We start from the raw sequence: 25,263 nt of genomic DNA, 5'->3' as shown, positions 1-25,263 counted from the left end.
ACGGCCGGGCACTGCGTGGGTGCCGCTATTGCACCGCAAACTACTCCGCCATGAGCTCCCCCATCAGCTTGTCCAGCCATGCCGCCTCGGATCTGAGCTCATCCCAGATCCCGCGCGCTGTGCTTGCGCTGATCTCCGTCAGCCCGGCGTTCTTGATCTTCTCGAAGAGCATCGCGTCTACGTCCAAGCGATAGGCGTGGGGATCGTTACGCGGGAAGAGCCGCAGCGGAGCATCCGGGCCCGTGGCGTGGACGCGGAGGAGGAAGTAATCCTCAATGTTGCCGGTTGTTTCCGCTGTGTCCAGCGACTCATCATCGGGTAGCGCATTCTGCGGTGTGGCATCGGACGGCACGTTTTGCGCCGTGGCATCGGACGGCCATCTGACCGAAAGTCGGCGGTGCTCAATTCCAGGCACAGCTTCGAGGATGAGCACATCCAAGAATCTTCGTGAAACGACCGGCCCGCAGTCAGTTGTCCACAGCCAGTCGGTCTGCTCGCCGTAGCTGACAACATCGAGCCACAGTTCCGTCGGCAGCGCGTCGATTCCCTTTGTGATAAGGACCTCACCGATCTCTTGCCCATCGGGCAGGCGATGGGGCCGCCCCGGATCTTTGCCCGGCCAACTGAGCTCAACCGACATCGCGTTCGCGTCTCCAACGAGATCACTCGCATGCAGAATAAAGCGGTTATCCCAATCGGACGCCGGACGTCTGTTCCCATCTACTGGCCTCACCGTCCGGCCTGTTGGCGCCTCCGCTTCATTCACTTCGCACGCTTCATACGCCACCCCATCCGCTTGGCCCGCCGACACGCCTTCTTTGCAGGTCTGCGCACCCGCTTCGCTCGGCAACACGTTCGCTTCGCCAGACAGCACGCCTACGGGCGATCCGAAGGCCTGCAGTCGGCATTCGACTTCGCGGCGTCGTTGTTCCAACTCGCCGTACTCTTCCTCCGCAGGCGTCATCGAGACGCCCGCGAGTTGCGCCGCCAGGATTGCTTCAGCCACCGCACCATCAACCAGCATGCCGGGCGTACGCCCATCAGAAGGGTAGCGCCGCACCACGCTGCCCGCGCCGGGAGCGGGTAGGTACAGCAGCAGGTAGTACCCCTCTATATCGGCACTCCGCCTCCGCCGAATGGTCAACGGGCGATACTCAACACCCGGCACCCCTTGTTCAACGAGAATCTGCAAGAACCGCTGCGAGACAATACATTCGCTCAAGCCGCCCCAGAGCCAATCAACGCACCTCCCGCTGTTCCACAGCTCGAGCCACAGGTCATCCGGCAACGCGGCGACGCCGCCGCCATACAGAACCTCTTCCCAATCGCGACCATCAGGCAGAATGCTCGGCTTCTCCGGCTCTCTACCCGCCCAGCTCAGATTCACCCAGATGTTCGCGCTGGACATGCTAGGTCTGAGTACAAAGCGTTTCTTCCAGTCGATCATTGACTCCCCTTGATTGTGAACTATCCCGGAGTCCGCAATAGACAACAGCAACATGGTCGTGCCTCTAATACAGCTATTGCCAACCCGTCGGCGTCTCCACCCACGACTCGCACGACCGCGACATTGTCAGAGCGCTCCCCTCTCGCGAAATCTGTGCGGCACGTCGTCCAGAAAGGTATTGACTCCCCTTCGGCCACAGCTTTTGAATATCAGGGCAAGATGCATTATCTGCTATTACCAGCGTGACAAAAGCACAGTGGTTACGCAACAAGGTATGCGCATGGGAACGCGCAGACTTCTCTGACCGCGCCTCATCGCGACTGCGGTGGCACCTCCCCTAAACTAAGACCACACCTGCCTTCCGCAACTGGCTACGCCGCGCCACTGCGGTCGCACCTCCCCTAGACTGTGAATGCACCGCAGAGTCCACACGGAAGAAGCCCATGGCCCCTCAACCATCCTCCGGCACACGGCCCACACGCCATCGCGCCGCCGTGCTCCTGATCGCCGCGTTCCTCCTCGCCTGCTGTACACCGGCGGCTCCGCACACCGGCATTTCCAGCTCCAGCAACGCAAACTCCGGTACCACCGATGCTTCCCACACCTCCGAGGACTCAGCAGCAGACGTCACCTTGCCGCCTACCGACGCTCAGCCTGACTATCAACTGGCCGGAGCCTACACACCCGACCCTGCCGTCGGCGTCGTCGGACGCGATCACCACGATCCCCCCGCAGGCGGCCTGTACTCCATCTGCTACATCAACGGATTTCAAACTCAGCCCGAGGAGCGCGAGGCATGGCCAGACGATCTCCTTCTACACGCCGACGGCGCACCACTGGCGGACCCCGACTGGCCCGACGAGGTTCTCCTGGACACTTCGAGCAGCTCCAATCGCGAGAAAATCGCCGCCATCGTCGAACCGTGGATCGAACAATGCGCCCGTGACGGCTTCAACGCCGTGGAGTTCGACAATCTAGACAGTTACACGCGCTCGGGCGAAGCTCTGTCACTGGGCGACAACCTTGCTCAGGCGAGGCTCTTTGTGCAGATAGCACATCGTGAAGGCCTGGCCGCCGGGCAAAAGAACAGTGCAGAGGCGTCACGGCAACTACACGACTCTGCGGGCTTCGACTTCGCCGTCGTTGAGGAATGCATGGATTACAACGAGTGTCAGAACTATACGGCGGTGTATGGCAATCACGTGATCGACATCGAATACGTGGATGAGGAGACTGACGACGCCGCCGGTTTCGCCGCATTTGAGGAATACTGCCACCGTCCGGATGCGCCTAGCTCCATGGTGCTGCGCGACCGCAACTTGAGTTCGCCGGGAAGTGCTGGATACGTGTTCCGCCTGTGCGAGGAGTGACTGCCGACTGGAAGGCAACCAGCCGGTGATCCGCTTGCTTGCACGGCACTCTCCCCTCCCAGTTGCCGGTCGCACACATGCAGCGCAGCCAGGGCATGAGCCCAGTGCATGAGACCATGCTCGGCCGGTCTGACGCTGCAGGGCACGCGGGGCATACCGACAAAACCCCGCTGACTACACCCGCTTCAGTCCCACCAGCAGATGCAGAATCGCTCGACTGAATGCTTGATATCCTCATACTCTTCGTCGCCGGCAGCAGCGACGGCATCGGGCGCGTAGGCCTCCGGGAACCAACCGAGCACCACATTCGGATCGGCGTCGGTTACCACCACAACCTCCTCGGCGAAGGGCCAGTCCGGATCGTCGAACATTCCGATTGCGACACGCACATCATCGACGTCGTCGCGCGCCCGAATGGCCTCCAGTACGGCCCGAACCTGCTGTGGCGTGGGAGCGTCATATCCTTCCTCGTCGAGCACGACGTTGCACAGGATGCTGCCCACCACATCGTTGTCATCAAAGAACTCCTCCAAGGTCAGCAGGGGCTTCGGGGAGAAGGTATCGGCGTCCACGTCGCCAAAAGGGGCGATGCGCGCGGTAATGCGTTCCAACGGCGTTGTCATGGCACGATTTTATGCGCACCGCCACACCTGCCGCACCCGCACCCGCGCGACTGTTTCATAGGCGCCGCACATCTTTGAAGATGTGTAGGGTTTTTCAAGAAACTACGCGAAAAAACCTACACTTCTCGAGAAACCCTACACTTCTCGAGAACACTCGCCGCCGGGCCCTTCGGCCAAGCCACCGCACAGGAATCCACAGCGAGCGCCTTCAACAATCGCTTGCCACTTTGGCAAGTGATTGTTAGAGTTGTTCCATGAGATCAGATTCATCCAATTTTCCCGACGACGTCGGACCCGACCAACACAGTTCGCCACCTGGCGACAACGCAGACGCACCGAACAACACGCCCGCCCACGACCATGACACCCCCAAGGTTGACGGCGGAACTCCGACGGCCAGCAACAATACGCCAGGCAATTCCCCCACACCCCGCAGCGATACCCCCACACCCCGCAGCAATACCCCCATATCCAACAGCGTCCCGACGACCAGAGACGACGAAGCAACTTCCCGCGACGCCGCATCGAAAACCGGCGAGATCAAGCAACCAACGCAAAGCCAAGCGCAGGACGCGCTGGATACACTCGGTGCCGACCGAGCCGCTCTAGCAGCACGCGCCGCCACTCCACTGTGGTACCACCCGATCCTCGGCATGATCGCCGGCGCAATGACTTTTGGCCTCGCAATTCAGTCTCACTACCCCGCCTTCACCGGCTTTCTCGTATTCAGCATCCTCGCGATCCTCTTGCTTGAACGTACCTATACCGCAATATACGGCGTTTCCGCGATGCCGAGCGGCCGCCGCAGTAAGGCCTACTACTACACCCGCCTGTTCGTCCTCCTGTTTACAATGGCGACTGCGGGAATGATTGGGCTGGCGGGCAAGCCTCTCTCCTGGTGTATCCCGGTGGTGGCCATTCAATTCATCCTCCTCGTAACTCTTGGTCACAGGCAGGATGACGCAATGCGTCGCGAGATTGCGCAAGGCGAATAGACCCGTGGCACGCGATATCACACCGTCCTTCAACGAGGTCATTCATTCCCCCTATCGACTGCGAATCTGCGCTCTGCTTCAGCCGGTGACCGAGCTGGAATTCGGCGTCGTCAAGGATCTGCTGGGAATCACCGATGCCAACCTTTCAAAGAACCTCCGCGTACTCAGCGACGCCGACTATATCCAAATTCGAAAGGAGACCTCGCCCAACCGGCAAGATCGAAGACGCCTGACATGGATCAAGCTGACGGAAGAAGGGCAACACGCCGTCGCGGCACATGTGGCCGCATTGGAGCAGATCCTTCACACAGATCCCGGCATAGCGGAGTAATTGTGCTCTCCCCGCTCCTGCGGGCTACGCCACGCCTCAACCCCGCAGACCCGTGAAGAAGTGTCGGGTTTTTCAAGAAACTACGCGAAAAAACCTACACTTCTCGCGAAGTCCTCCATTTCTCGGTAGTAGTCGCATCGACCAGTCTGTAGCAACCCCACCCACCAACCAGAGTGTTGCATATCCGTTCAACACTTCCTCCAGTCCGAGCACGGGTGTGCAGCCAGAGCTGTCGATTAGTAACCCAGGTCATAGTCTATGTAAGGTTGTCTCACTCTAATGCGACTAGACAAAGGAGGTTTAGTGGACACCATAGCGTCTGCTTTGGTCCCCCTATTCGAGCGCGCGGTCTTTGCACATCGAGGATTATCGAGTCAAGCTCCAGAAAACACACTAGAGGCCTTCGCACTCGCGGTGGATCGTGGCGCGACCTGGCTGGAAACCGACGTCGATATCCTCGCCGATGGCACACCAGTGATCATCCACGATTCCACGCTAGACCGCACCACAAACCGCGCCGGAAGCTTCTACCCCCTGACCGCTGCCGACCTCGAAGATATCGATGCCGGATCGTGGTACGGAAAGGAGTTCGCGGGAGCACGGCTTCCTCGCCTGTCCGACTTCATCGATTTCCTCAACGAACGCAAAGTCAACGCCAACATCGAAATCAAGCAGAACGAGCAAGGGGCAGAGCGCACGATTCTCCTGATCGACGCCGTCGCCAAGGAGCTCGAACGCCTCGATCCAGAGCGCCAGATCATCATCTCCTCGTTCGGACAGCCGCTTCTCATGGCCTTCCATCAGCGCCATCCGCAATATGCGATCGGGGTCCTGTATGAAACTGCAGCACTCTATGACGACTGGCTCGCAGTACTGGAACTCTGCGGAGCAACGTACATCCACCCGGAGGATTCCGGGCTGACTGCTTCTAAAGTCAAGCAGTTCCGCGAGGCCGGTTTCGGCGTCAACGTTTGGACCGTCGACGACGTCGACCGGGCGAATCAACTGTTCAACTGGGGCTGCACCGGAGTCTTCACGAACTGCTCCGACCAGATGATGCACCTGGTCTGACGGCATTTACCAACACTCAACACACGCAACAATTCAAGGAGCACGACCTTGTCCGTTACCAAGAACGATACCCCCCCCGCAAGTCACGCATCCCAATCTTCCTTCGTCGGGCCGAGTAGGACCATTCCTCACCGTCGTAATGTCCGGGCAGATCATCTACTCTGCCTTCGAAGCCTTCAAGGGCTCACTCATGATCCCGCTGCAGAACGTCCTCGGAATCTCCGGCGAACAGTTCGGCACATTGATGACCTGGATCGGCATCGCAACCTTCCTATACGTACCCGCCGGTTGGATCAACAACCGCTTCAAGGTGCGCACAATCATCTTCTGGTCACTCGGCTGGCGACTGGCCACCTACTTGATTCTGTTCCTGCTCACGCCGAACTTCAGAATCATGTGCTGGATCGCCATATCATGGGGCATTCTTGACGCTATAGTCTGGCCCGCAGTCGTAAATGGCGTTTCCATCCTCTCCGCCGACCAGAATAAAGAGGGCAAGGGCCTGGCCATGGGTCTGCTCGAATCGATTCGCCGCGCCGCTGAGTTCCTCATGAACGGACTCATTGTCGTCTGCATGATGATTTGGAGCGACTACACCACCACCATTATGAAGGTATTCGCGGTCGCTTACGCACTGCTCCTCGTCCCCATGATGATCGCGGTGGCTCGTCTGGTTCCTGACACGAAGGTCGCCAAGGAAGAGGGGCATTCTGACAACGCCGCTGCGTTGACCGGTCTTCTCAAGGTGCTGGCTCAGCCGCGGGTATGGCTTGCCGGACTCGCCGCGCTGACTGTGTACTGGTGCTACATCAACCTCATGTACACATCGGCTCCTTATCTCACGCAGGTATTCAAGGTTTCGGAGGGAATGGCCGGTGCCTTCGGTATTTTCAACACCGGTCTGGTAGGCGTGTTTGCGGGTCTAATCTCTGGTCTGCTCGCCGACTACATTTTCAAGTCCTCCACCAAGATGATGGCGGCATCCTTAGGCATGGTTGCTGTGGCGTGTGTGATTGTCACACTACTGCCCGTTTCGCAGGCGATGATCTGGCCCATCTTGATCATGCTGATCGTGGTAGCGGTGGCGACTTTCCTCGGAAAGTCCGTGATCCTGGCTCCGGTGGCGGAACTCAACCTCCCCGAGCGGATCTCCGGTGGAGCCATGTCTGTGGGGTCGTTCCTCGCGTATGCGTCGATCTTCTGGGCATACCGGCTCAACGGTTCGTTAACCGACCGCTACGCCGATGACCCGGCTACCGGGTACCGCTACATCTTCATCATCACCGCCGTCGTCGCAGTGATAGGAGCCGTGGCCGCCGGACTGTTGATCGTGATGAACCACCGCGCGCGGGCAAAGGCACTTGCTAACGGTGCAACTGCTAACGACGCCGAATCCGCTGCCGTTGGCGCCTCGACTGCTGGCACGACGCCGTCGGCCGCCAGTGGTGAAGAAGACGGCACGGCAACCGGTGGCGGAAGCGGAGAGCCACGAACATCGTAGGTCCAACCGCTCACCATGTGAGTAGCCCGAATCCGCACGCCGGGCACCACAGTTGAATGTTGGGGCCGTCCCGAACCATCGGGGCGGCCCCAACGTCTCCCCCTTGACAGCTCCTAATGCAACAGACAGCTGCCCACCAGGAGGATGCCTCGTTAGGGGCTGCGGTTCGTTCCGACTCGAGGCGCGATTAGCGAGCAGAAGTCGAACGCTAGCGATCCACACCTCACCGGCACGAAATGGGAATAGCAGCAGAGACCCGCACTGCTGAACAATACAATTCCAGTACCTTACCGACGCGAGCTGCGATTAGTGGGCAGAGACCCGCACGGCCGAACGACACCGCTCCAGTAGCTCACCGGCATGGGGTACGAATAGTGGCAAAGGTCCGCCCGAAAATGCAGGGTATGACGTTGCCATGTACTGATCGAGCTGCCGCTTCGACACGGCATGTGCCAGCCGATCTTCATTCATTGGTGGAGCTAAGGGGATTCGAACCCCTGACCTTCTCATTGCGAACGAGACGCGCTACCAACTGCGCCATAGCCCCTAGGACTTCATTAGCCTAGCACTCGCAGCGCCGGTATGCACATCTAGGCCGTGCCAATGATGTCACACCCACTCTGCATCGGAACCTTGTCGGTCGAGATGCCCAACGGGTTACGGCCCTGGCGTTACGCCCACGCAAACGTGGTGGCCGCCCCATCAGTATCAGTCCGTTTGGAGGTTCATTCGCTCACCCACACAGACACGTTGGCCGTCTGAACCGCCAAGGATGCCCAACGGGTTGAAGCCCTGGCGTTACTCCCGCAGAGCGCCTTGTACGAGGGGCCGCCAAAGCAGACCCGGGCGCATAACTGATACTGCCCGATTCGTCTCCCCGCGATTCCGCGGCACTGCGAGCGGAGCCCGCCAGAAGCAATCTAGGCGCGGCGCCGCGCTAGCAACGCGTCTAGCACCGACCCGCCGGCCAAGCCATCGGGTTGTCCGCCGGCATGCGGCCGAGCCGCGGTGCTAAATGTAGTACCCTCACCCGTCCGCCCCGCAGCCACTTGCCCCGCAGCCTTCTGCCCAGGCTGCTCGACGTCGCGTTCACCCGCCGTCGCCTGTACGGACGTGGCCGACGACGTGGCCGACGACGTGGCCGACGCTCTCGCCGAATCGTAGTTCTCTGCTACACGCTGCGGGCGATAGGGAACCGACGCCTTTTGCTCGGCGGGAGCCCGATACGGCGCCACCACACGCCGTTCAATCTGGCGCGGTTTGAGGGTGTAACTGGGAGCATCCACGGCATCCGTTGCCTGTACAGCCACCGCAGCACTCCGCTCAGCCCGATCAGCCGTTGCAGCACCCGGCGCCTGCGCTGCGCCCCCACAAAGGACTCATCAAGTGTCAAAGAAATGCCATGGGGCGCGCGCGCCGAGGGACCATCCCCGCCGCGCTGCGGCATATGACTCCCGCGCTCCACGCGGTCTCCTCGCTCACGCCGCGGGGCATCCACCCGGAAGTCGCCTTCCGCTCGACCATCCGCAGCACCTGTCGACGCCTTGCTCGTCAGTTGCTCGCGCCGCCCAGCCTGTGCTTCTCGCTCACCGGGATACGTCGCACCCTGCGCCTTCCGAGCAGAGCTTACTGCCGATTGCGCGCCCCGCCTGGACACTCCGGCCTGCTCAGCCGCATGCACAGGCGCCTGCCCATACGGCCTGGCAGCCTTGCCATCACGGCGCGGCATTCCCGCACTCCGCGCTATGACGCCAGACCCCTTCCGGGAATCAGAAGAGCCGGAATCGGCGGGAGTGCTGCGGCTCGTCCGCGACCGGGGGGCGCTCGGGCGGCGTGCCGTGCCGGAGGCCTCCCGCCGCATGCTGCCGGTGCCGAGCTTCGCGTTGATTTCCGTGATCGTCTCACGGTCAGCCTGCGAGGCCTTATTCATCTCAGACATGATGTACCCGAGGCCTACGAAGTACACGCCGGTAACCGCCGTCGCCGCCAGGGCAACCCCTACCGGAAAAGCGGTGGCTGCGGCGAGAATCCAGAAAACAACCGCGAGAACGCCCAATGCGCCGCCACCGAGTAGTCCACGCTGTTGCTTGGCGACCCGCTGCGAAATGCGCGCACGGCGGCGTGCGCGTGCTTTCGCCAGTGCACGCACATCAGTTGCCGCACTGACCGCGTTGCTGGCGTCCAGAGCTCCCCGCGTGAGGCTACCTTTCCGAGTACTCTTCCCGGCAGGAACCACTCCCTGGGATCCTCGTTCCGTGCTCATAACGACCTCCGGCTGGCGAAAGAAAACCGTGCCATGCGCACCACGTCCATCTGCCGCATGCTCAGCTACCTGCCCTGCCGGAAGGCGTAGCATCCGCAGATCTTCCGCGTACCGCTCGTCAATCCGCGCTTCCGCTAGGACCATGGTGCGACGGTAATAATAGGGAATCACGTACACGAGGAGCAGCGCCGTTACAAACGCCACCACGTATCCCTCGATGCCCATGTTCCAACGCTATCGGCGATCTGCCCCGATGGCCGATAGCATCGGGCGCGTGTTGCCGTTTTCCCGTGGCGAATCACCCACATGCCGCACTTCGCAGTCCTACGTCACACGTCTTGCCCTCGCTCCGCGAACCTGCGCTTACTTCGTTCGCCTGCGGCTGCCTCTCCCGGGTATCCGCTCCATCAACCGCCATCGAAAAACCACGGTTGAATAGGCTCTGGTACCGCGTCGGCGTATACCATTGCCGTCTCGCGTTTACACCCGCCGTTCCGGCCCGGGCCTGCTACGCAGTGCATGGCGATAGTACCTATCCGCAGAGTGTCGCGCACTCAATGCCAGCTACAACTGGACGGCCACTTGGAGTGGCCGTCACCCGTTGAGAATCATGCACTCCAGAGTGTCACCAATCGCCACCGTGGTCTGATCTGCCGGTACCACCGCTAGACCGTTCGCGCTCGCCAGCCCATTAAGCAGCGGATGCCTCGATTCTCCTGTTGGGGAGAATTCGTAGCCGTCTGCCGGTCCACCCGTCACCTTGACCGGCACATAGTCCTGCAATCCCGCGTCGGATACAAGTCCCCGCGCGGCCCGCGCGCCTATCATGCGCGTATTCAAATGCGTGTATCCCGCCATCTTCCGCAGCGCCGGACGCACAAACACCTCGAATGCCACCAACGCCACAACCGGGTCACCCGGCAGGCAGAAGATCAGCGTGCCATCACCGACCGTCCCGACTCCCATTTGACGTCCCGGACTCATGGCCACATTGTCGAAACGTACCGAGCCGAGGGCGACAAGACCTCCTTGACCGTATCTCCCCCACCGTATGACAAGCCGCCGGTGGTAATGATCACGTCCGCGCGCACCAGCTGATCCTCCAGCGCGTCGCGCAACGTCCGCTTCTCGTCTGACACCGCAGATACCCGGTAGACCACGGCACCGGCTGCTCGTACCGCCGTCGCCAAAGCATGGGAGTCGGCATCGTACACCTTGCCGGGCGATAACGGGCGCCCCGGTTCGACGAGTTCGTCGCCCACACTCATAACGACGACGCGCGGCGCCGGCCGTACCGTGACCCGCGAGCGCCCCGCAGCCGCTAGCAAGGCGATATGGCGGGCGGATATGCGCGTCCCCCGTTCCAGGATCACCTCGCCCGCGGCGAGATCCTCGGCCTGTTGGCGGACGTTGTCGCCACTGCGAACAGACACGCTGATCAACACCTCCGCAGTTCCCTGATCCGTTTTCTCCAGGGGGACGACGGCGTTCGCACCACCGGGCATTCGTGCACCCGACGCAATGCGCACTGCCGTACCCTCCACATGGCGGACCGTTTCCATGGAATCCGCATACATGTCGGCCACCACGTGCATACGGACGGGATCGTCAGCGGCTCCCAGCGTGTCGGAGGCCGCCACAGCGTACCCGTCTCGTGCTGCCAGGTCCGCCACCGGCACATCCACCGTTGATCGCACGTCCTCGGCAAGAATGCAAGAAAAAGCGTCCGACAGTTCAACGTCAAAGGGCGGGAGCGGCTTCGCGGCCTCCAAGCACTCGTCGAGGTGTCTGGCAACGCTTTTCATGGTGTCCTCCCGCGGCTTCTGATGTCGTCCCGACTCTCCGACACCCAGATTACCTGTGAATCGCCGCCAGCTGGGGATAACTCCCCGGTTGCTCCCACTGGAATGGGTGCATGGCGATGGCGGGCGCACGCCTGGCGTGCAAGAATGGGGCTATGCGTATGGACAGGGTGACACTCCCTGATGTCTCAGGCATGGATGTGGAAGACGCCAAGCAGGTGTTGCGGGCAACGGCGCGCGAGCACCGTTCTCGGCGGCCCGCCAACATTCGTGGCGAACTCGGCAACCAGTGGGTGGCCACCGCGATGGATTTTATCGACGACGCTCAAATCATCGCCGTGTATGCCTCCGTGAATAACGAACCTCCCACGCTAGAACTCTGTGAAGCCTTAATCGTGGCAGGGCGGCGGGTACTGCTGCCGAAGCTTGGGCCCGGTTTGGCACGCGAATGGGGATGGTACCGCGGCGCCGACGATTTGGCGGTGTTGGCTCCCGGTCGGCCTCCCGAACCCAGTGGCGACGCCATCGGGTCGGAAATCCTCGCGGAGGTCGATGTTATGCTCGTTCCCGCCATGCTGGTGGATCATCACGGAAACCGTATTGGGCAGGGCGGCGGCTGGTACGACCGCGTCCTGAAACAAATCCGACCCGAAACCCGCGTTGGCGCAATGGTGTATCCGGAAGAATACGTGGATATTGACCTACCGCAATGCGATACCGATCAGCAGGTCAGCTACGTGCTCCTTCCTGATCGGTGGGGCGCCTGCGGTGCGACGGAGCCTGTAGCCGTCCTCTAAAGGATGGGTCTCATCGGCAATCGCATGCGCCAGCCGACCGGGCGCGTATTATGGCGCCGACTGACCCTGGGTATCCCGTGCGCCAGCCGACCGGGCGAATTCGGAGTATTCTTGACACTCGGAGTTACTGCCAGGGAAAGGACCTAAGCGTGCCAACGTATTCGTATCACTGCACCGCGTGTGGGAATGAGTTCGATATTCATCAGTCGTTCTCTGATGACCCATTGACGGTGTGCGAGGCGTGCGGCGGTCACCTGCGCAAGTTATTCAACTCTGTCGGCATCGTTTTCAAGGGCTCCGGTTTCTATCACAACGACGCACGTTCCAGCTCCGGTGCGCTCCGCTCGGCTGACTCTTCACATGCTGATTCTTCCTCCGCGCCTGGGGACTCTAAAGCATCGAGTAGTGACTCCTCCAGCGTCGACTCGTCGTCGAAGAGCGAGACGAAGGCGTCCACCAGCGCTCCCGGCCGCGCCACAAGTAACGCATCGTAGCCGATCCACCCGCCGCGGCCATTACTTTCCGCCGCAGTCTTTTACCTTCACGAGACGCCTCGCGCCGCACCCGCCTTGAAATCACGAGACGCCTGGTGTCAGTTTCTTTCACGCCACGCGGTTTTGATTTCTTTCAAGCCACACGTGGCACCACCCCGCCTTGAAGTCCCAAGGCGCCTGGCGCCGATATCTTTCACGAAACCCCTGGCGCCGCACTTTGAAATGCTGACTGCAGCATTGCTGCTCGGTGTGAATCGCTCGGTGTCCCCACAGACGGTGAGATGCGGCACCTATCCACAGTGTGCGAATGACGCGGGCACGCGCTCGCTCCTTCCTCCTAACGTGAGTGCATGAGATTGACTCGTCTACGGGCTACGCTGTGGCGCTTACGTTACCTCCTCGCAGCGCTGACCGTGCTGGCCATGTTATCCGCCGTGGTTTCCGCCATTTCCGAGGTTAAAACGCCGATGGCACAGGTTGTGGTTTCTTCCCGCGAACTATCTGCCGGGTCGAAGCTTGGCGGCAGTGACCTCGCACTTGTGGAAGTGCCACGCGATCTAGTTCCGCACGGTGTTCTCACACAGACGGACGCCGCCACAGATCGCATTCTGACCACCTCTCTACCCGCCGGAATGCCACTGTCATCTACGATGCTGCTGTCCAGCGACTTTCTCGCTTCTGCTCCACCCGGGCGTGTAATCGTATCCGTCACCATAACCGCCGACGGGACGGAAGAACTGGCGCAACCGGGAGCGTCGGTTGCGCTCTACGCACCACCCGATGATTATGCGGATACCGGCGAGGCCGTGCTTGTCACTGACAAAGCCACCGTGGTTGGCGTCGGACTCACAGAGTCGAGCGGCGGTTTTCTCAGTGAAGAGAGTAACACTCGCATTCTGTACGTGTCTGTGCCGCAGAATGCCGCTAGTCTAGTCCTCGGATATGGAGCGAGGACGACCATGCAGGTCGTCCTACTAGATCCTGCATGATGGGCCACGCCCCTGCCCGGCGATCGCCGCTGCGTTCGCCCGCTCAACCGTCAACTACAAAAGGACTGTAAGGGAGCTTCATGCTTAAGGGATTCAAAGACTTCATCACACGCGGAAATGTCGTAGACATGGCCGTGGGCATTATTATCGGAGGCGCATTCCAGCCGATTGTTCAGCACCTCGTCGATTACGTCATCATGCCGTTCGTTTCCGGCGTCTTCGGTAAACCGAACTTCAACGAAATCTGGACAATCACCTTCCGGAACGCCACCATTCAACCAGGCTTCGTAGTCACCGCACTCGTCAACTTCCTCCTCATCGCGGCAGCACTCTACTTCTTCATTGTTCTGCCTATGAACAAGTTCAACGAGCGCCTTGAAGCCCGCAAGAAGGCCGAAGATGACGCGGCGGCAGAGACACCCTCCGACGACGTCGCACTGCTGACCGAGATCCGCGACCTGCTCGCACGCAACGGCTCCGCGGGTGCCACTAGCTGAGCCGGGTGCCGGCCGCGCCGCCAGCCGGGCAACGCGCGTCGGCGCAGCGGTGCCACGGGCCCGCCGAGGCCAGGGCTGAGCCACGGCAGCGACGCTGGAACGTGACTGAACAGGGGTGCGGAATCCGCAGAGGTTCCGCACCCCTCGCATATGGGTGCTACTCGGCTCTTCGCCTGCGCTTGTAGTGCGTAACGCTATGCGGCTAAAGGGAAGCTCATGCTCGCAGCGGGATCGAGACTCTACTCGCCGTGGTATCTTCCCGCTCCCGGCCGCCAGCTTCCGTCCGGTACCGCGCCTCTAGGCACTCCCGCCGCACGTTACAGCTTTCCAAAATGCGGGGGAAGCTCAGCCAGTAGATCCTGCTCGTGCGCATCGCGGGCCTGGATCCCATCGCGTCGCTGCGCGCTCGCCGCTCCAGCATGCTCGGCCGCAGCCGCGCCGCGCGCATTATCCGCCACGGACTCCTGCGCCGCTGCCCGCAGCGCATCCTCCGGGTGCGCGAACTCGCCGGATTCCAACCGCTCTCGATCAACCCGTGAGAGGCGCATTGCCGCGCGATGCTGCCGCCCCATTCTCACTCCGCCTCTTACTCCGCCGAACGCGCGCCATCGGCAGCGCCATGGTCGCCGTCCGTAGCGCCGTCGTCGGCCGCGGAATCTGCTACGGCTTCCGTACCGCCAACCGCACTCCCGGCCGTGCTCGACAAAGCGGCTAGCCCACCCGCTGCCACAGCACTCGCGGAATCCCGATCATCACCGTGCGTGGCCGCCAAGCCCGAGCGCCGCACGACGTTACGCAACACCGCTTCGGTCTGGCTGCCACGCCGACGCACATCAAGCTCCTCGCGCAACGCCAGCACCAGGCCATCCTCGGTACGAGGAACCGCGTCACTCGCGATCCACGCAATCATCTCATCCAACTGATCATCAGAGTATGCGGCGAGTGGCAGTCCGGCCGTGATCTGCGGACGTGGACCGCGCGGTACAGCCTGAACCGCCTGCACGCCCCCGGCTCCGAGTTCGCCCCCCTCCGGCTCGTCCGCCTTCAGCCACTGGTCATCCAGCACGGGAACCGCAACGGTCACCGGGCCACGAGCAGCTTCCAACGCCTGCCCACGGATCTCCTCCAGCAAAGCAATCACACGTTCCGCCTGCCCCACCGGATCGATAAACAATGAAGTGGAGAAGGTCTGTACAACCGACCAGCCCCGCGCCTCCAGGCGCTCCGCCCAGTAACGATCACGGCGTCGCTGCGAAGGCTCCGCCATGTAAGCGTCGTCGTCAAGAAGAACCGCCACGCGCCACGTGCCCGGCAGGGAATGATGCCCGGCCACAAGAGGAATTCGTATTCCCTCCTCGTATCCGAAATTCGCCGCAGTAACCCAACCGGCCCGTTCGACACGCGCCGCCAGATCCGCCAACAACGGGTCAACGGCCTGGCCCGACTCCGCCGGGTCCAACGGGATATCCCGCCCGGCGGCACGATCAATGAGCTTAGCCAGCAAACGTGGCCCCGGCGAGGTAATCAGATCCGTTCCGATCTCCCCCGGACCCAGCGCGGAAATAATCGTCAACTGGTCACGCGCGGACTCCACCGCATTCACCAGACCGGTCACGCCATCCGGTGTCGCAAGGGAGCCGAAGGTGTGCAACACTCGACCATGAACCGTCTTACCGTAACCGACCGAGAGGATGATGGAATCGCGGCGCAGCCCGGCACACTGCGTTATATCCAATACCGCGAAGGGCTCCGGACCGTCAGGGCTGACCAGCGATGCCAAAGCGCTCGAGTTTGCCGCAGTCTTCTTAATCGCCTCACGTACCCGCACGGCGTGCTGCTGTGACACGCAAACCACGGCGAGCGAATGCTCGGGTCCGTCAACACGTGATCGACCACGGCATCGACAACCGCGTCAACCTCAACCTGAGTGCCTTCCACGATACCGGTGGTCGGAGAGGGACGCCGCGTCCATCAACAACCACGAGGCGAGAGCGTTCGCTCGCCGCCGCCAACGGCACCATCTCCAACACGTCGGCATACCCCTGCTCCCGCAGGGTCTGAGTGGCGAGTTCATCATGACGGGCGCGCAGCGTCGGAAGCTGACATACAGGAAGGACATCCGCGAAGGCCTTCACCGCTGTACCGTCATCTCCGCGTCGCAGATCGCCTGCCACCACGATCTGGCGGCCGCGCATGAGCATAGAGACTGCCGATGAGACCCGCACGCTGTCCGTGTCGTCCATAACAACAATATCGACCCAGGGCATCGGTGGAACGAACTCCGCCGCAACCATTGACGGAATAACCCATACCGGACGTGACACCTGTACAAGCCGCGGGTAGGCCGCAATGGCGTCACGCAGGCCGCCGGTAGAATAGCGCGCCAGCTGCGCATCGAGCTTCATGGTGTCATCGCGGCGCTTTGAGATGGTTTCACGCATGATCCTCACCGCGGCCCGGCTCACTGGCCCGGCGAGGGTAGCGGTGTGTGCCTTATCCAACTGCCGTAACGATGAGCTCAGCTCGGTCAGTTCCGCCGGACCCATGCGGGCCAACTCCGGCGACTTGCCGACCAACTGCTCGAAAATGGAACTCGTGTACACAAGCTCCAACTCCGCACTCACGGCGTCCGCGGTAGAAACACCGCGAGACGCCAAGTCATCAAGGAAGGCGCCTAGTCCGCCGTCGCGCAACTGGGCAAGGATCTCGTTGCGACGAGGCAGGACCGACATAGTCTCCGTGTCATCCTTCATACGCCGAACAGTTGCCAGCAGTTCCTCCAGCGGCAACTCACGAAGCTCCCGCCCTTCTGGCAGCACCGCTTGCAATGTCGCAATCTCGCGCCGCGCCTCGTCCGCTGAGGCCTTGATCTGCGCCATCCCGTCCGGGAGCTTCGGCCAGCCCTCTTCCGAGCAGTAACGCCGCCATACCTCACGCTGCTTTTGCACGGTGACCAGTTCCTTGTGCAAATCGGTTACCGTGGCACCCGGACGAATGAAATCACGGGCCTGTTTCGTCAAACGCCGCCGCTCGGATCCCTTCATTTCCTCGCCGTGGGTTTCCCGCCATTCTTTCGAGGCGGTGGCGATCACCATGTCCATCGCGGAGCGCTCGTAGATCTGTGGCACAAATACGTCGAGGGTGCTGGAGACTCCATCCAGCATGTCGAGCTGCTCTTGCCAATCCGCGAAGGTAACCGCTCGCTCCAGGCCTGTTTCACCCGCGGCCCGCTGTGACTGCGCCATGACGACGGGAAGGATCTCATCGGCCAATCGTGCCACCCGTTGCATGGCGGACTCGCCTTCCTCAATCGCAGCTATGGTTGCGCCGGCCCATGCGGATGCCGCATCCTGCGGCACGAACGCATCGAGCTCGGCGGCCTCCAACAACAATTCACGCCGCTGCTCGTATCTCTCCGCCAGTTCCGCCAAGTCGTCGGACCCCAACCGGACTCGGCTCTTCGGCGCATCCATTCCCGTTGTCAGCGCCGCCAGCCGCTCCAGCAGTGAATGCACCGACTCATGCCAGTTCGGATCCTCTTCGTGCAGCGCGGCCACGTAGTTACCCAGTTGCCGCCGCACATCCGCCAGTCGGGCACGCAGGTCCAACGTGGCGTCGTCGTCGAGTTCGGGGCTGCGCAGGCGTAAACCGGTACGCAAATGCATCGCCACCGCATCGAGATCCGCGAAGTCCAAATACAGATCCCCCAGACCGAGCCTTCTCAGCTCGTCTGTGAAGGCCCGCCCCGCCGAGGCGCGGCTCGGGATGTAAACCATTGAACGCCCCGACGCCGCCGCATCTGCCGCGATGGCGGCCAATGTTCCCACCCGCTGCGATCCGGGCGGCGTATCGACGACGACGGAGCGTCCCGATGCCACGGCCTCCACAACGGCCAACTCCGCAACATCACGGTCTCCGGCACCCCGCTCGACCTCGGGCGCACGATCTCGGCGCTCCGCCGGCGGTAGCGGCGCAACCGAGAGTCGGCGTGTCGGCTCATCTCCGGCCAGCGCCGCCATAATTCCCGATGTCTCGATATAAGGCTTCATAGCCTCCAGGTCGGAGAGCAACACCTGCCCGGGATGTACAAAACTGCCCAGCAACATCGAGACCTGATACTCAAAACCGGGCAAATAGATGCGCCCCAGTTCACGGACCCGCGCGAGGACCTCGTCCTCCCTATTCGGGTCGGCGGCCAAAGAACGCAGTTGCGACACGTCCTCCGCCGGAATGCCGTGAGCGCGCAGCGCACGCAGCAGTGTCGGATTGACCTCGCAACGCGCGGTCAGGGTGATATACGCATCGTTGGTCCCGGTAGGCTCCAGCCGCACGGTGCGCAGCAGCACCGGCTGATTCATTTCAATGACGCTGACCTGCGCGTTCCCTTCCGATGCCTCGTCGGCAGAGGTGGCAGCGTCATCGCCCTTCTGCCCGTCGTCGCGCTCCCCTCCTGCCTCGCTCTCTCGGCCCTCATCTGCCGCACTGCTTGGGTCGACGGCGGACTGCGCCGGGGAGCCGTCCTGGGCTGTTGCGGAATCCTCGCCGTCGACGCGCGCCAAGCCAATGGCTTCGTCGGCGTTCTGGCGGACGGACTCCGGGTCGAGGTGCAGCTCGCCCGTTACCTCATAGGCTGCACCCAAATCGGCTGCCGCGACGCTTCCTCCCGGAAGCTCGGTCCACGTCACATTGTCAATTGCCATGGTCACCGGCGCGTAACCGTATCGCTCGGACAGCTCTTCGATACGCCGCTGTAATGACGCCAGGCGAGACAGCGCTACCTGCTGTGCCTCCTCTTCCCGCACCAACGATGTCAGCAACGTCGGCATCCCGGAATACATTTGTGCGCCCCCGGTGGGGTGCGGTCGCGTCAAGTCGATAACGGCCGGGTCTGACTCGTTGATTGTCTGTGTAATGTCCCCGGCCAGCCCGGCGAGCTCGGTGTGCCACGCGTGATAGGCACTGCTAATCAGTTCTAGGCGCGAAGGTGCGGGCTCCGGGGAGGCGGCGGATGCGGACGAAGGCGAAACAGAAACCACGGCGGTTTCCTCAGCCGGGAGAACGCTCTCTTCGGCCGACGGTGCCGAGAGTGCCCCGCCCGACGGCGCTGATGGCGCGTCCGCCGCAGAAGCGGACGACGCTTCGGGGGCAACCCCGCATCTGCCGGTTTTCTGTCTCGGTTACGCCTAAAGAATGGACTCACACACCAACGGTATCCGCCCGCCGGAGCAAATTCGGGATACCGCGCCGAGCGGCGAGTAACAGGAACCATTCGTTCTCGCACAGCCCAGGAGTTTCTGCGACGGACACGACGGAACCACCGAGGCGAAATACTGCCAGTCGCGCCGGTAGTGCCCCCGAAAGGATTCGAACCTTCGACCTACCGCTTAGGAGGCGGTCGCTCTTCCCCTGAGCTACGAGGGCGCGCAGGCCAGTTTACCCGTTGTTCTGCAGACTGTCCTATTTCACCTACGCGGCGGTGCGCCACGCCTGCTGGCCAGCAGACAGGCGACCACGACGAGCGGCCTCGTCTCACGCCAAAACGGGCTCGGCACAAGCAACGTCTAGCTAGGACGCTGCCAGGGCACTTCGGCACCCATGGCGTCCTCGTTCTGGCTGGTACGTTTCGGCACGATAATCGTCGGGCAGGCGGCGTGGTGGAGTACCGCCTGACTGGTTGATCCTAACAGTAACCCCGCGAAGCCGCCTCGACCGCGTGTTCCCACGATCAGAAGATCGACCGCAGTGGAAAACTCGGCCATAAGTGCCGCCGGATTCCCCTCAATCGCATGGCACCGCACATCCACATCAAGGCCCTGCATGGATTCTTCAACCATGTCGCGTAACCCGGAACGAACGTCGTCAAGTACCTCTTGATGATATTCGGAGCCCGGCAGCCAGGTCGCACCGGCAAAATTAACCGCACCAACGCAGGACAACCGCGCACCCCAGCGAGACGCTTCTCGGATGGCTAAACGCAGCGCCAGGCGAGAGGCCTCCGAGCCATCGACACCGCATACGATGTGCTTGACCGGTAGAACCGCCTTCACATTGGGGGTGGGAACTACGACGACGGCGCAGTACGCGCGGGCCGAAACCGCCGAGGCCACGGAGCCCAGCATACGGTCCGCAAAACCACCCGAACCGCCACGTGCGCCTACAACGACACGTGCCGCCTTCTTCGAGCGCTCCAAAAGCGCCTTCGTCGGGTCGGCCGCTTCCAGTGCCATGACGACGTCATCGTGAATAGCGGCGGCGAGGGCGCCCGCCTCATCCAGAACCTCTTTCGCTCGCTCAACCAGAAGACCGCCGCCTTCTGCACCGCTTCCTACGTGCTTGGAATACGTGCGTTCTTCGTAGCAGCACATAATCTCGAGCCGGGCGCCTCGCGACGCCGCTTCGTGTGCCGCCCATGTCAAGGCGTTCAAAGACGCCTCCGAGCCGTCGACGCCGCAGACAACAAGATTCTCGTGCTGGTAAACCATAGGTTGCCACCTCCATTGGTTGGTTCGGGCTAGTCCTATTCTTGCACGTCACGCCGGTCATGTGCAGGTGCTCCGCGCGGCAGTTTAGAGGGTTATCACGATTGGGCTAGCACCGCCCGAGCCCGGAAAACACCCCATGCCTCATCACCCCAAGGAAGACCGTCGCCCGAACCCAGGCAACCCTGTGGATAGCACGATGGGGGTCGTATAAACGACCCCCACCAGCACTGAGACGCATGGTCCCAGCTCAAAGCAGTGTGTATCAGTCGAAAACGCGGATGACGGTTGGCGTGCCGAGCCACGAGTTCGGGCCGACCTTTGTTCCCATGCTGGCATTCCACGCGCCAACATTCTGGCCGTTACCCACGTAAATGGCCACGTGTCCGGGCCAGTAGAGGATGTCACCGGGCTGAGCCTGCGAATAAGGAACCTGACGTCCAACGGAGAGCACAGAAGTGGTGTAACCGCCAATCTGAACACCGTACTGGGCGTACACGTAACGCACGAAGCCAATGCAGTCCCAGCCGGCTGGTGTGGTACCGCCCCAGCGGTACGGGGATCCGATGTAGGACTGAGCCGTTGCGGAGATTGACGCGCCCGTGCCGCTACCACTTGCGGTAGCAACCACCGTCTCGCTGCTTGCCGCAGTAGCAGCCTGCGAGCCGGTGTCCGCGTATCCGGCGGTATCGTTCGCAGTCGCGACAACCTCTTCGGTGACGGCTTCTTCTTCCTCGACCGCCGGGGTGTTAACCGTCATGTCGAGCGCCATGGGGGACTGTGTGGCCTCTTCGGTTTGAATATCAACCTGGGAAATCTGCCACTCGTTATCCTCGGAAACGGTGACTTCCCGCGTGTTGTCCGCTACCGTGCCGCTCGCAATATTCTTACGCGCGAGGGCACCTGCTGTGTTGGCGCCGCTGCTGTCATCATCAGCTGCCGCAGACGGGATTGCGACGCCGAGCGCCGTTCCGAAAGCCATTGCCGCTGCGAGCCCGCGTCCTGCGGGGGAGTTAAGAGTGCTGAGGGCTGCCTCGCGAGTCTTCGCGTGCCGTCCGGCCATCTTGTATATCTCCTCATTCGTCCGTTCGCCGCAGTGTGCGTACTCACCCGGCGACTTGCCTATAGAAGACAATAACGGCTCAATAACCGAATGTCACGTTTTCATAACGAGAGGTGACCCACGCTGTTATCGGCCCGTCGCACCATGTGGGCGTGACACTTCCCCGTCTTCTACGGCAAATCACCTGCTCAGCACGCGACGTAGGCCGACCGAATGAAACATAGACACACCGAAAGTTGTGTTGATCACAAATGCTTCGCTGTGTCCCATGCCGCAGTCAAACAGCAAGGACCGAGTAGACGTACCGTGTAGGCGGGTACGAGTGCGTGCTGCTCGGGCTCGCAAACCCGCCGTACCTGCAGCACACCCGCGTGCAGCGGTGCGACGCTTCACCCGCGAGTTTTGGCAGCGGCGCAGCGGCGTGCGCGCACGCGCTCACGATGCTATGCTGCACCGCCATCCGCACACACCGGATAAACACACTTTTGATATACCACCGGCCGAGCACGCCGATCACGCACAAAAGAGGCGAGCCGACAAACAGCCGACTCGCCTCTCTGTAATGTCTTATGCCACGTTGACCCACCACGCGCCAGATGGCTTCAGCTGGTCAAGCGACGTATTGTTTCAGCCCACCACACGCAGGTAGATCGGACTTCCGTACACTGCATGTTCATACGTGCCAGTAGATGGGTTAGCCGCCGCAATATGCATGCCGTTGCCGGTGTAAATGCCGATGTGGCCCGGCCAGTACACAAGATCACCGGGCTGCGCTTGCGAAGCCGGTACCTGCGTGAATGATGCCGCGATAGCACTCGAGGTGCGCGGCATACTGATGCCGAAGTTTCCAAACACGTAGTTCACGAAACCGGAGCAGTCCCAGCCCGATGGCGTCGTGCCTCCGGTGACATAGGGCGCGCCTGAGAACTGTCGAGCGTAAGCGACGATTTGCGAACGCAGACCTGAATTCGATGAGCTCGCGGCAGGTGCTTCCTCGCCGACAACAGCGGCGGTCGCAGTATTGGTATCAGCCACTGCACTAGTGGCCGTCTCCTCGACCGTCACCTCTTCTTCAACAACGGGAGCAGTCACTTCCATGTCGAGGGCGAGGGAAGAATCGGAATCCTCCGCTTGCACCGCAACCTGAGCAATCTCCCAGGAAGCGTCGGCGTCCACCGTCACTTCCGTGGTGGCCTCCGGTGCCACGGATGCAAGGCGTGCCGCCTCGCGCGAACCTTCACGGTTCTCGGTAGCATCAGCTGAGGCTGTCGGAATGGCGACACCAAGCACCGTTCCCACTGCCACCGCAGCAGCAAGTCCGCGCCCCGCAGGAGAATTGAGGGTTTCCAACGCAGTCTCGCGAGTCATCGCGTGACGTCCTGCCATTGTCAAGGTCTCCTCGTCTAGTTGTGGTCACTTTTTCATGCTCACGACCTTCGGCTTACGCCTCGGCCGTGAACGAGCCCACGCACGATGATAGCAACACGATAACGAGATGTCACATTTTTATAACGACGTCGAGACCTTCGCCACGTCAGGTCGTCACACTCGGCGAGTTCGCGTGAATACCGATGCGCAACACTCTGCCGACTCGCTCACGCTCGCCGCGTTTCCCCGCCTCATTCACGTAGTCTGTAACGCATGGGCATACTCTCCGATCCTGCCGCGTTACTTGCAGCCCTCGGGCCGTGGGTACTGCCTGGCGTTGCTTTCATTCTGTTTATCGAGTCGGGCTGTCTTTTCCCGTTCCTGCCTGGAGACTCATTGATTTTCACCGCCGCCATGCTGCACGTGCAGTTCGGTATCAGAATCGAAGTGTTGCTTATTGTCGGCATTCTGGCCGCATTCCTGGGTGTTCAGGTCGGATACTTCCTTGGATCACGTTTTGGGCGGCAGCTCTTCAAACCGGACGCTCGCATACTGAAGACCGAGTACCTCTACCGCGCGGAGGAGTTCTTCCAGCAGTATGGTGCGGCCTCGCTAATTCTGTCGCGCTTTGTACCGATCGTGCGAACCTTTGTACCCATCGCGGCAGGAGCTGCGCGCATGCGCTACGGTCGCTTCGTCTTCTTCAATGCAGTCGGAGGAGTGGGTTGGGTCGGCATTATGACAGTTGCCGGCCTGTTCCTTGGTCAGTTCTCCTTTGTCGCCAACAATATTGATGTCATCGTTGTCATCATCGTCCTTGTCTCGGTGCTCCCCATAATCATTGGCTATCTGCGGCAGCGTTCGGCCAAGAAGAAGACGACACCCGCAACGGCGGTCCGCGACGCATTGCAAGAGGAAGAAGGCGAGCTCCGAATGGAAACGGACACGCTTCTACCAGCGGAAGCTGCAGACCGAAACCCTCACCACCGCCCGCAACCAGACCAGGATGTAGAGCTGGCGCACGACGACGTCCAGAACAAGCCCGTCACAGACTAGACGCCCCGCGCACTACGCCGCCGAGCTTTTTCAAGCCTGCCACCATGTTGACGGCGGATCCGCCATTGAAGTGGGCCGCTACTGAAGTAGTCCGCCACGAAAGTGGGAAGGCGAGTCCGCTGCTGAAGTGGGATGGCTGGTCCTCCGCGGAAAGTAGAACGCGGAGAACCATCTTTCGAACGCTCTTTCCCGACGGCGGTCCCCACCCCGATGGCCATCCCCGCCGTGTGCCTACACCGCCACGGGATGTCGCGTACTAGCGACCACCCACGGTCTAGACCGCCTTGCTCGACCGTCTACCGCGCCACCTGCAATTGCAGGTGGCGCGCCATCCACGGCGACAATTCGACGCACCCTGCGGCACAGATGACCGGACGGGCCCCCTCAATGAAGATGGTCACATCCGCCCCGGGGACTATCCGCGCTTCGCGCAGTGAACGTAGCAGAGCCGTATCCGTTTGTAAGATCTCACCAATGCGGGCCAGAATCGCGATTCCACCATCCGGGTTCTGCGCAAGGAATTCACGCCCGTTGATGAGGCCATTCTCAGCAGCCGTCTGCCCCATAGGCCCTGCCGTACCGTATTCAGGGATCGGGTTGCCGTAGGGGTCATAGCGCGAATAGCCCAGGAGCTCAGCGATCTTCTGCTCGGTCTCATCGGAGATCACATGCTCCCAACGGCACGCCTCCTCATGGACGTCCTCCCACGGAATGCGAATCACATCCAGTAACAAACGCTCCGCGAGGCGATGCTTGCGCATCACCTGCGTGGCATACAACCGGCCTTCTTCCGAGAGAACAATCGCACGCCCATCCAGTGACATCAGCCCATCGCGTTCCATGCGCGCAACTGTTTCAGAGACCGTTGGCTTGGACTGCCCGAGTCGTTCCACCAAACGCGCACGCAGAGGCGGAACCCCTTCTTCTTCCAGTTCATAGACCGACTTGAGATACATCTCCGTCGTGTCGACCAAATGGCCCCTCATACTTACTCCTCATCGATTGCCCACATCGATTGTCCGCGCCACCATAACGCCTGTTATTCCGCTGTGCTTCCCGATTTTACTGGAGCGCGCCGGGCCGCCACGCCAGTTGGCAATTCTGCGACGTAATCCGC

General features: G+C 61.4%; 20 protein-coding genes, 2 tRNA genes and 2 pseudogenes. 10 read left to right on the top strand and 14 right to left on the bottom strand.

Features of this window, described 5'->3' with window-relative positions; translation table 11 throughout:
* Positions 1–40: 40 nt before the first annotated feature.
* Entirely contained in the window at positions 41–1,408 is a 1,368-nt protein-coding gene (locus DDD63_RS01740; RefSeq protein WP_108714923.1) for a hypothetical protein, read from the bottom strand.
* Positions 1,409–1,890: 482 nt separating this feature from the next.
* On the opposite strand from DDD63_RS01740, the gene DDD63_RS01735 reads away from it, so the two are divergent.
* Positions 1,891–2,817, top strand: coding sequence for an endo alpha-1,4 polygalactosaminidase (locus DDD63_RS01735; protein ID WP_108714922.1), 927 nt, complete (start codon positions 1,891–1,893; stop codon positions 2,815–2,817).
* A 185-nt stretch (positions 2,818–3,002) separates the two neighbouring features.
* On the opposite strand, the gene DDD63_RS01730 is transcribed toward DDD63_RS01735, so the two are convergent.
* Entirely contained in the window at positions 3,003–3,440 is a 438-nt protein-coding gene (locus DDD63_RS01730) for a hypothetical protein (protein WP_108714921.1), read from the bottom strand.
* Positions 3,441–3,694: 254 nt separating this feature from the next.
* On the opposite strand from DDD63_RS01730, the gene DDD63_RS01725 reads away from it, so the two are divergent.
* The 4 genes from DDD63_RS01725 to DDD63_RS01710 all read left to right on the top strand — a co-directional run bounded on the left by DDD63_RS01725 (position 3,695) and on the right by DDD63_RS01710 (position 7,338).
* Complete coding sequence (locus tag DDD63_RS01725) at positions 3,695–4,435, top strand: hypothetical protein (RefSeq protein ID WP_108714920.1); 741 nt, start codon at positions 3,695–3,697, stop codon at positions 4,433–4,435.
* Positions 4,436–4,439: 4 nt separating this feature from the next.
* Positions 4,440–4,766 carry a transcriptional regulator gene (locus DDD63_RS01720; RefSeq protein WP_205647285.1) on the top strand — a complete coding sequence of 109 codons (327 nt, stop codon included), beginning with the start codon at positions 4,440–4,442 and terminating at the stop codon, positions 4,764–4,766.
* Between the two features lie 303 nt (positions 4,767–5,069).
* Positions 5,070–5,837, top strand: a complete 768-nt coding sequence (locus tag DDD63_RS01715) for a glycerophosphodiester phosphodiesterase family protein (protein WP_240611325.1) — start codon at positions 5,070–5,072, stop codon at positions 5,835–5,837.
* Between the two features lie 139 nt (positions 5,838–5,976).
* Entirely contained in the window at positions 5,977–7,338 is a 1,362-nt protein-coding gene (locus DDD63_RS01710) for an MFS transporter (RefSeq protein ID WP_108714917.1), read from the top strand.
* A 471-nt stretch (positions 7,339–7,809) separates the two neighbouring features.
* Here DDD63_RS01710 and DDD63_RS01705 read toward each other — a convergent pair.
* The 3 genes and pseudogenes from DDD63_RS01705 to glp form a co-directional block, all read right to left on the bottom strand.
* Positions 7,810–7,885, bottom strand: a tRNA-Ala gene (locus DDD63_RS01705).
* Between the two features lie 624 nt (positions 7,886–8,509).
* Positions 8,510–9,826 carry a hypothetical protein gene (locus DDD63_RS01700; RefSeq protein ID WP_108714916.1) on the bottom strand — a complete coding sequence of 439 codons (1,317 nt, stop codon included), beginning with the start codon at positions 9,824–9,826 and terminating at the stop codon, positions 8,510–8,512.
* Positions 9,827–10,195: 369 nt separating this feature from the next.
* Positions 10,196–11,406, bottom strand: a pseudogene (gene glp / locus DDD63_RS01695) (gephyrin-like molybdotransferase Glp).
* A gap of 152 nt (positions 11,407–11,558) precedes the next feature.
* On the opposite strand from glp, the gene DDD63_RS01690 reads away from it, so the two are divergent.
* The gene (locus DDD63_RS01690; protein ID WP_108716595.1) at positions 11,559–12,200 is read left to right on the top strand and encodes a 5-formyltetrahydrofolate cyclo-ligase; all 642 of its coding nucleotides are present in this window, start codon (positions 11,559–11,561) and stop codon (positions 12,198–12,200) included.
* A 50-nt stretch (positions 12,201–12,250) separates the two neighbouring features.
* Positions 12,251–12,442: pseudogene (locus tag DDD63_RS12665) on the top strand (FmdB family zinc ribbon protein); the annotation flags it as partial.
* A gap of 65 nt (positions 12,443–12,507) precedes the next feature.
* On the opposite strand, the gene DDD63_RS12660 reads toward DDD63_RS12665, so the two are convergent.
* Entirely contained in the window at positions 12,508–12,678 is a 171-nt protein-coding gene (locus DDD63_RS12660) for a hypothetical protein (RefSeq protein ID WP_240611506.1), read from the bottom strand.
* Positions 12,679–13,044: 366 nt separating this feature from the next.
* Between DDD63_RS12660 and DDD63_RS01680 the strand changes: the two genes are divergently transcribed.
* Positions 13,045–13,683: an SAF domain-containing protein gene (locus tag DDD63_RS01680; RefSeq protein ID WP_108714914.1), complete on the top strand. Its 639-nt coding sequence runs from the start codon at positions 13,045–13,047 to the stop codon at positions 13,681–13,683.
* 80 nt (positions 13,684–13,763) lie between these two features.
* A complete protein-coding gene (gene mscL / locus DDD63_RS01675; RefSeq protein ID WP_108714913.1) occupies positions 13,764–14,180 on the top strand; it encodes a large conductance mechanosensitive channel protein MscL in 417 nt (138 codons plus the stop codon).
* Between the two features lie 317 nt (positions 14,181–14,497).
* Here the strand turns inward: mscL and DDD63_RS01670 are convergent, their stop codons facing one another.
* The 7 genes from DDD63_RS01670 to DDD63_RS01640 form a co-directional block, all read right to left on the bottom strand.
* On the bottom strand, positions 14,498–14,752 hold the full coding sequence (locus DDD63_RS01670; RefSeq protein WP_108714912.1) for a hypothetical protein: 255 nt from the start codon (positions 14,750–14,752) through the stop codon (positions 14,498–14,500).
* A gap of 14 nt (positions 14,753–14,766) precedes the next feature.
* A complete protein-coding gene (locus DDD63_RS01665; protein WP_108714911.1) occupies positions 14,767–16,026 on the bottom strand; it encodes a hypothetical protein in 1,260 nt (419 codons plus the stop codon).
* 31 nt (positions 16,027–16,057) lie between these two features.
* On the bottom strand, positions 16,058–19,216 hold the full coding sequence (locus DDD63_RS01660) for a hypothetical protein (protein ID WP_108714910.1): 3,159 nt from the start codon (positions 19,214–19,216) through the stop codon (positions 16,058–16,060).
* A gap of 313 nt (positions 19,217–19,529) precedes the next feature.
* Positions 19,530–19,601, bottom strand: a tRNA-Arg gene (locus DDD63_RS01655).
* 140 nt (positions 19,602–19,741) lie between these two features.
* Positions 19,742–20,662 (bottom strand): universal stress protein, encoded by a 921-nt coding sequence (locus tag DDD63_RS01650; RefSeq protein WP_108714909.1) that lies wholly within the window; start codon positions 20,660–20,662, stop codon positions 19,742–19,744.
* Between the two features lie 262 nt (positions 20,663–20,924).
* The gene (locus DDD63_RS01645; RefSeq protein ID WP_108714908.1) at positions 20,925–21,722 is read right to left on the bottom strand and encodes a C40 family peptidase; all 798 of its coding nucleotides are present in this window, start codon (positions 21,720–21,722) and stop codon (positions 20,925–20,927) included.
* 627 nt (positions 21,723–22,349) lie between these two features.
* Positions 22,350–23,108 carry a C40 family peptidase gene (locus DDD63_RS01640; protein WP_108714907.1) on the bottom strand — a complete coding sequence of 253 codons (759 nt, stop codon included), beginning with the start codon at positions 23,106–23,108 and terminating at the stop codon, positions 22,350–22,352.
* A 255-nt stretch (positions 23,109–23,363) separates the two neighbouring features.
* Here DDD63_RS01640 and DDD63_RS01635 point away from each other — a divergent pair, with 255 nt between their 5' ends.
* Complete coding sequence (locus DDD63_RS01635; RefSeq protein WP_108714906.1) at positions 23,364–24,146, top strand: DedA family protein; 783 nt, start codon at positions 23,364–23,366, stop codon at positions 24,144–24,146.
* Between the two features lie 296 nt (positions 24,147–24,442).
* On the opposite strand, the gene DDD63_RS01630 is transcribed toward DDD63_RS01635, so the two are convergent.
* Positions 24,443–25,132 (bottom strand): metal-dependent transcriptional regulator, encoded by a 690-nt coding sequence (locus DDD63_RS01630; RefSeq protein ID WP_108714905.1) that lies wholly within the window; start codon positions 25,130–25,132, stop codon positions 24,443–24,445.
* Positions 25,133–25,263 lie beyond the last annotated feature (131 nt).

Origin of the sequence: Actinobaculum sp. 313, assembly GCF_003073475.1 — a bacterium.
Lineage (GTDB): Bacteria > Actinomycetota > Actinomycetes > Actinomycetales > Actinomycetaceae > Asp313.
This window is presented reverse-complemented; position numbering and strand designations above follow the sequence as displayed.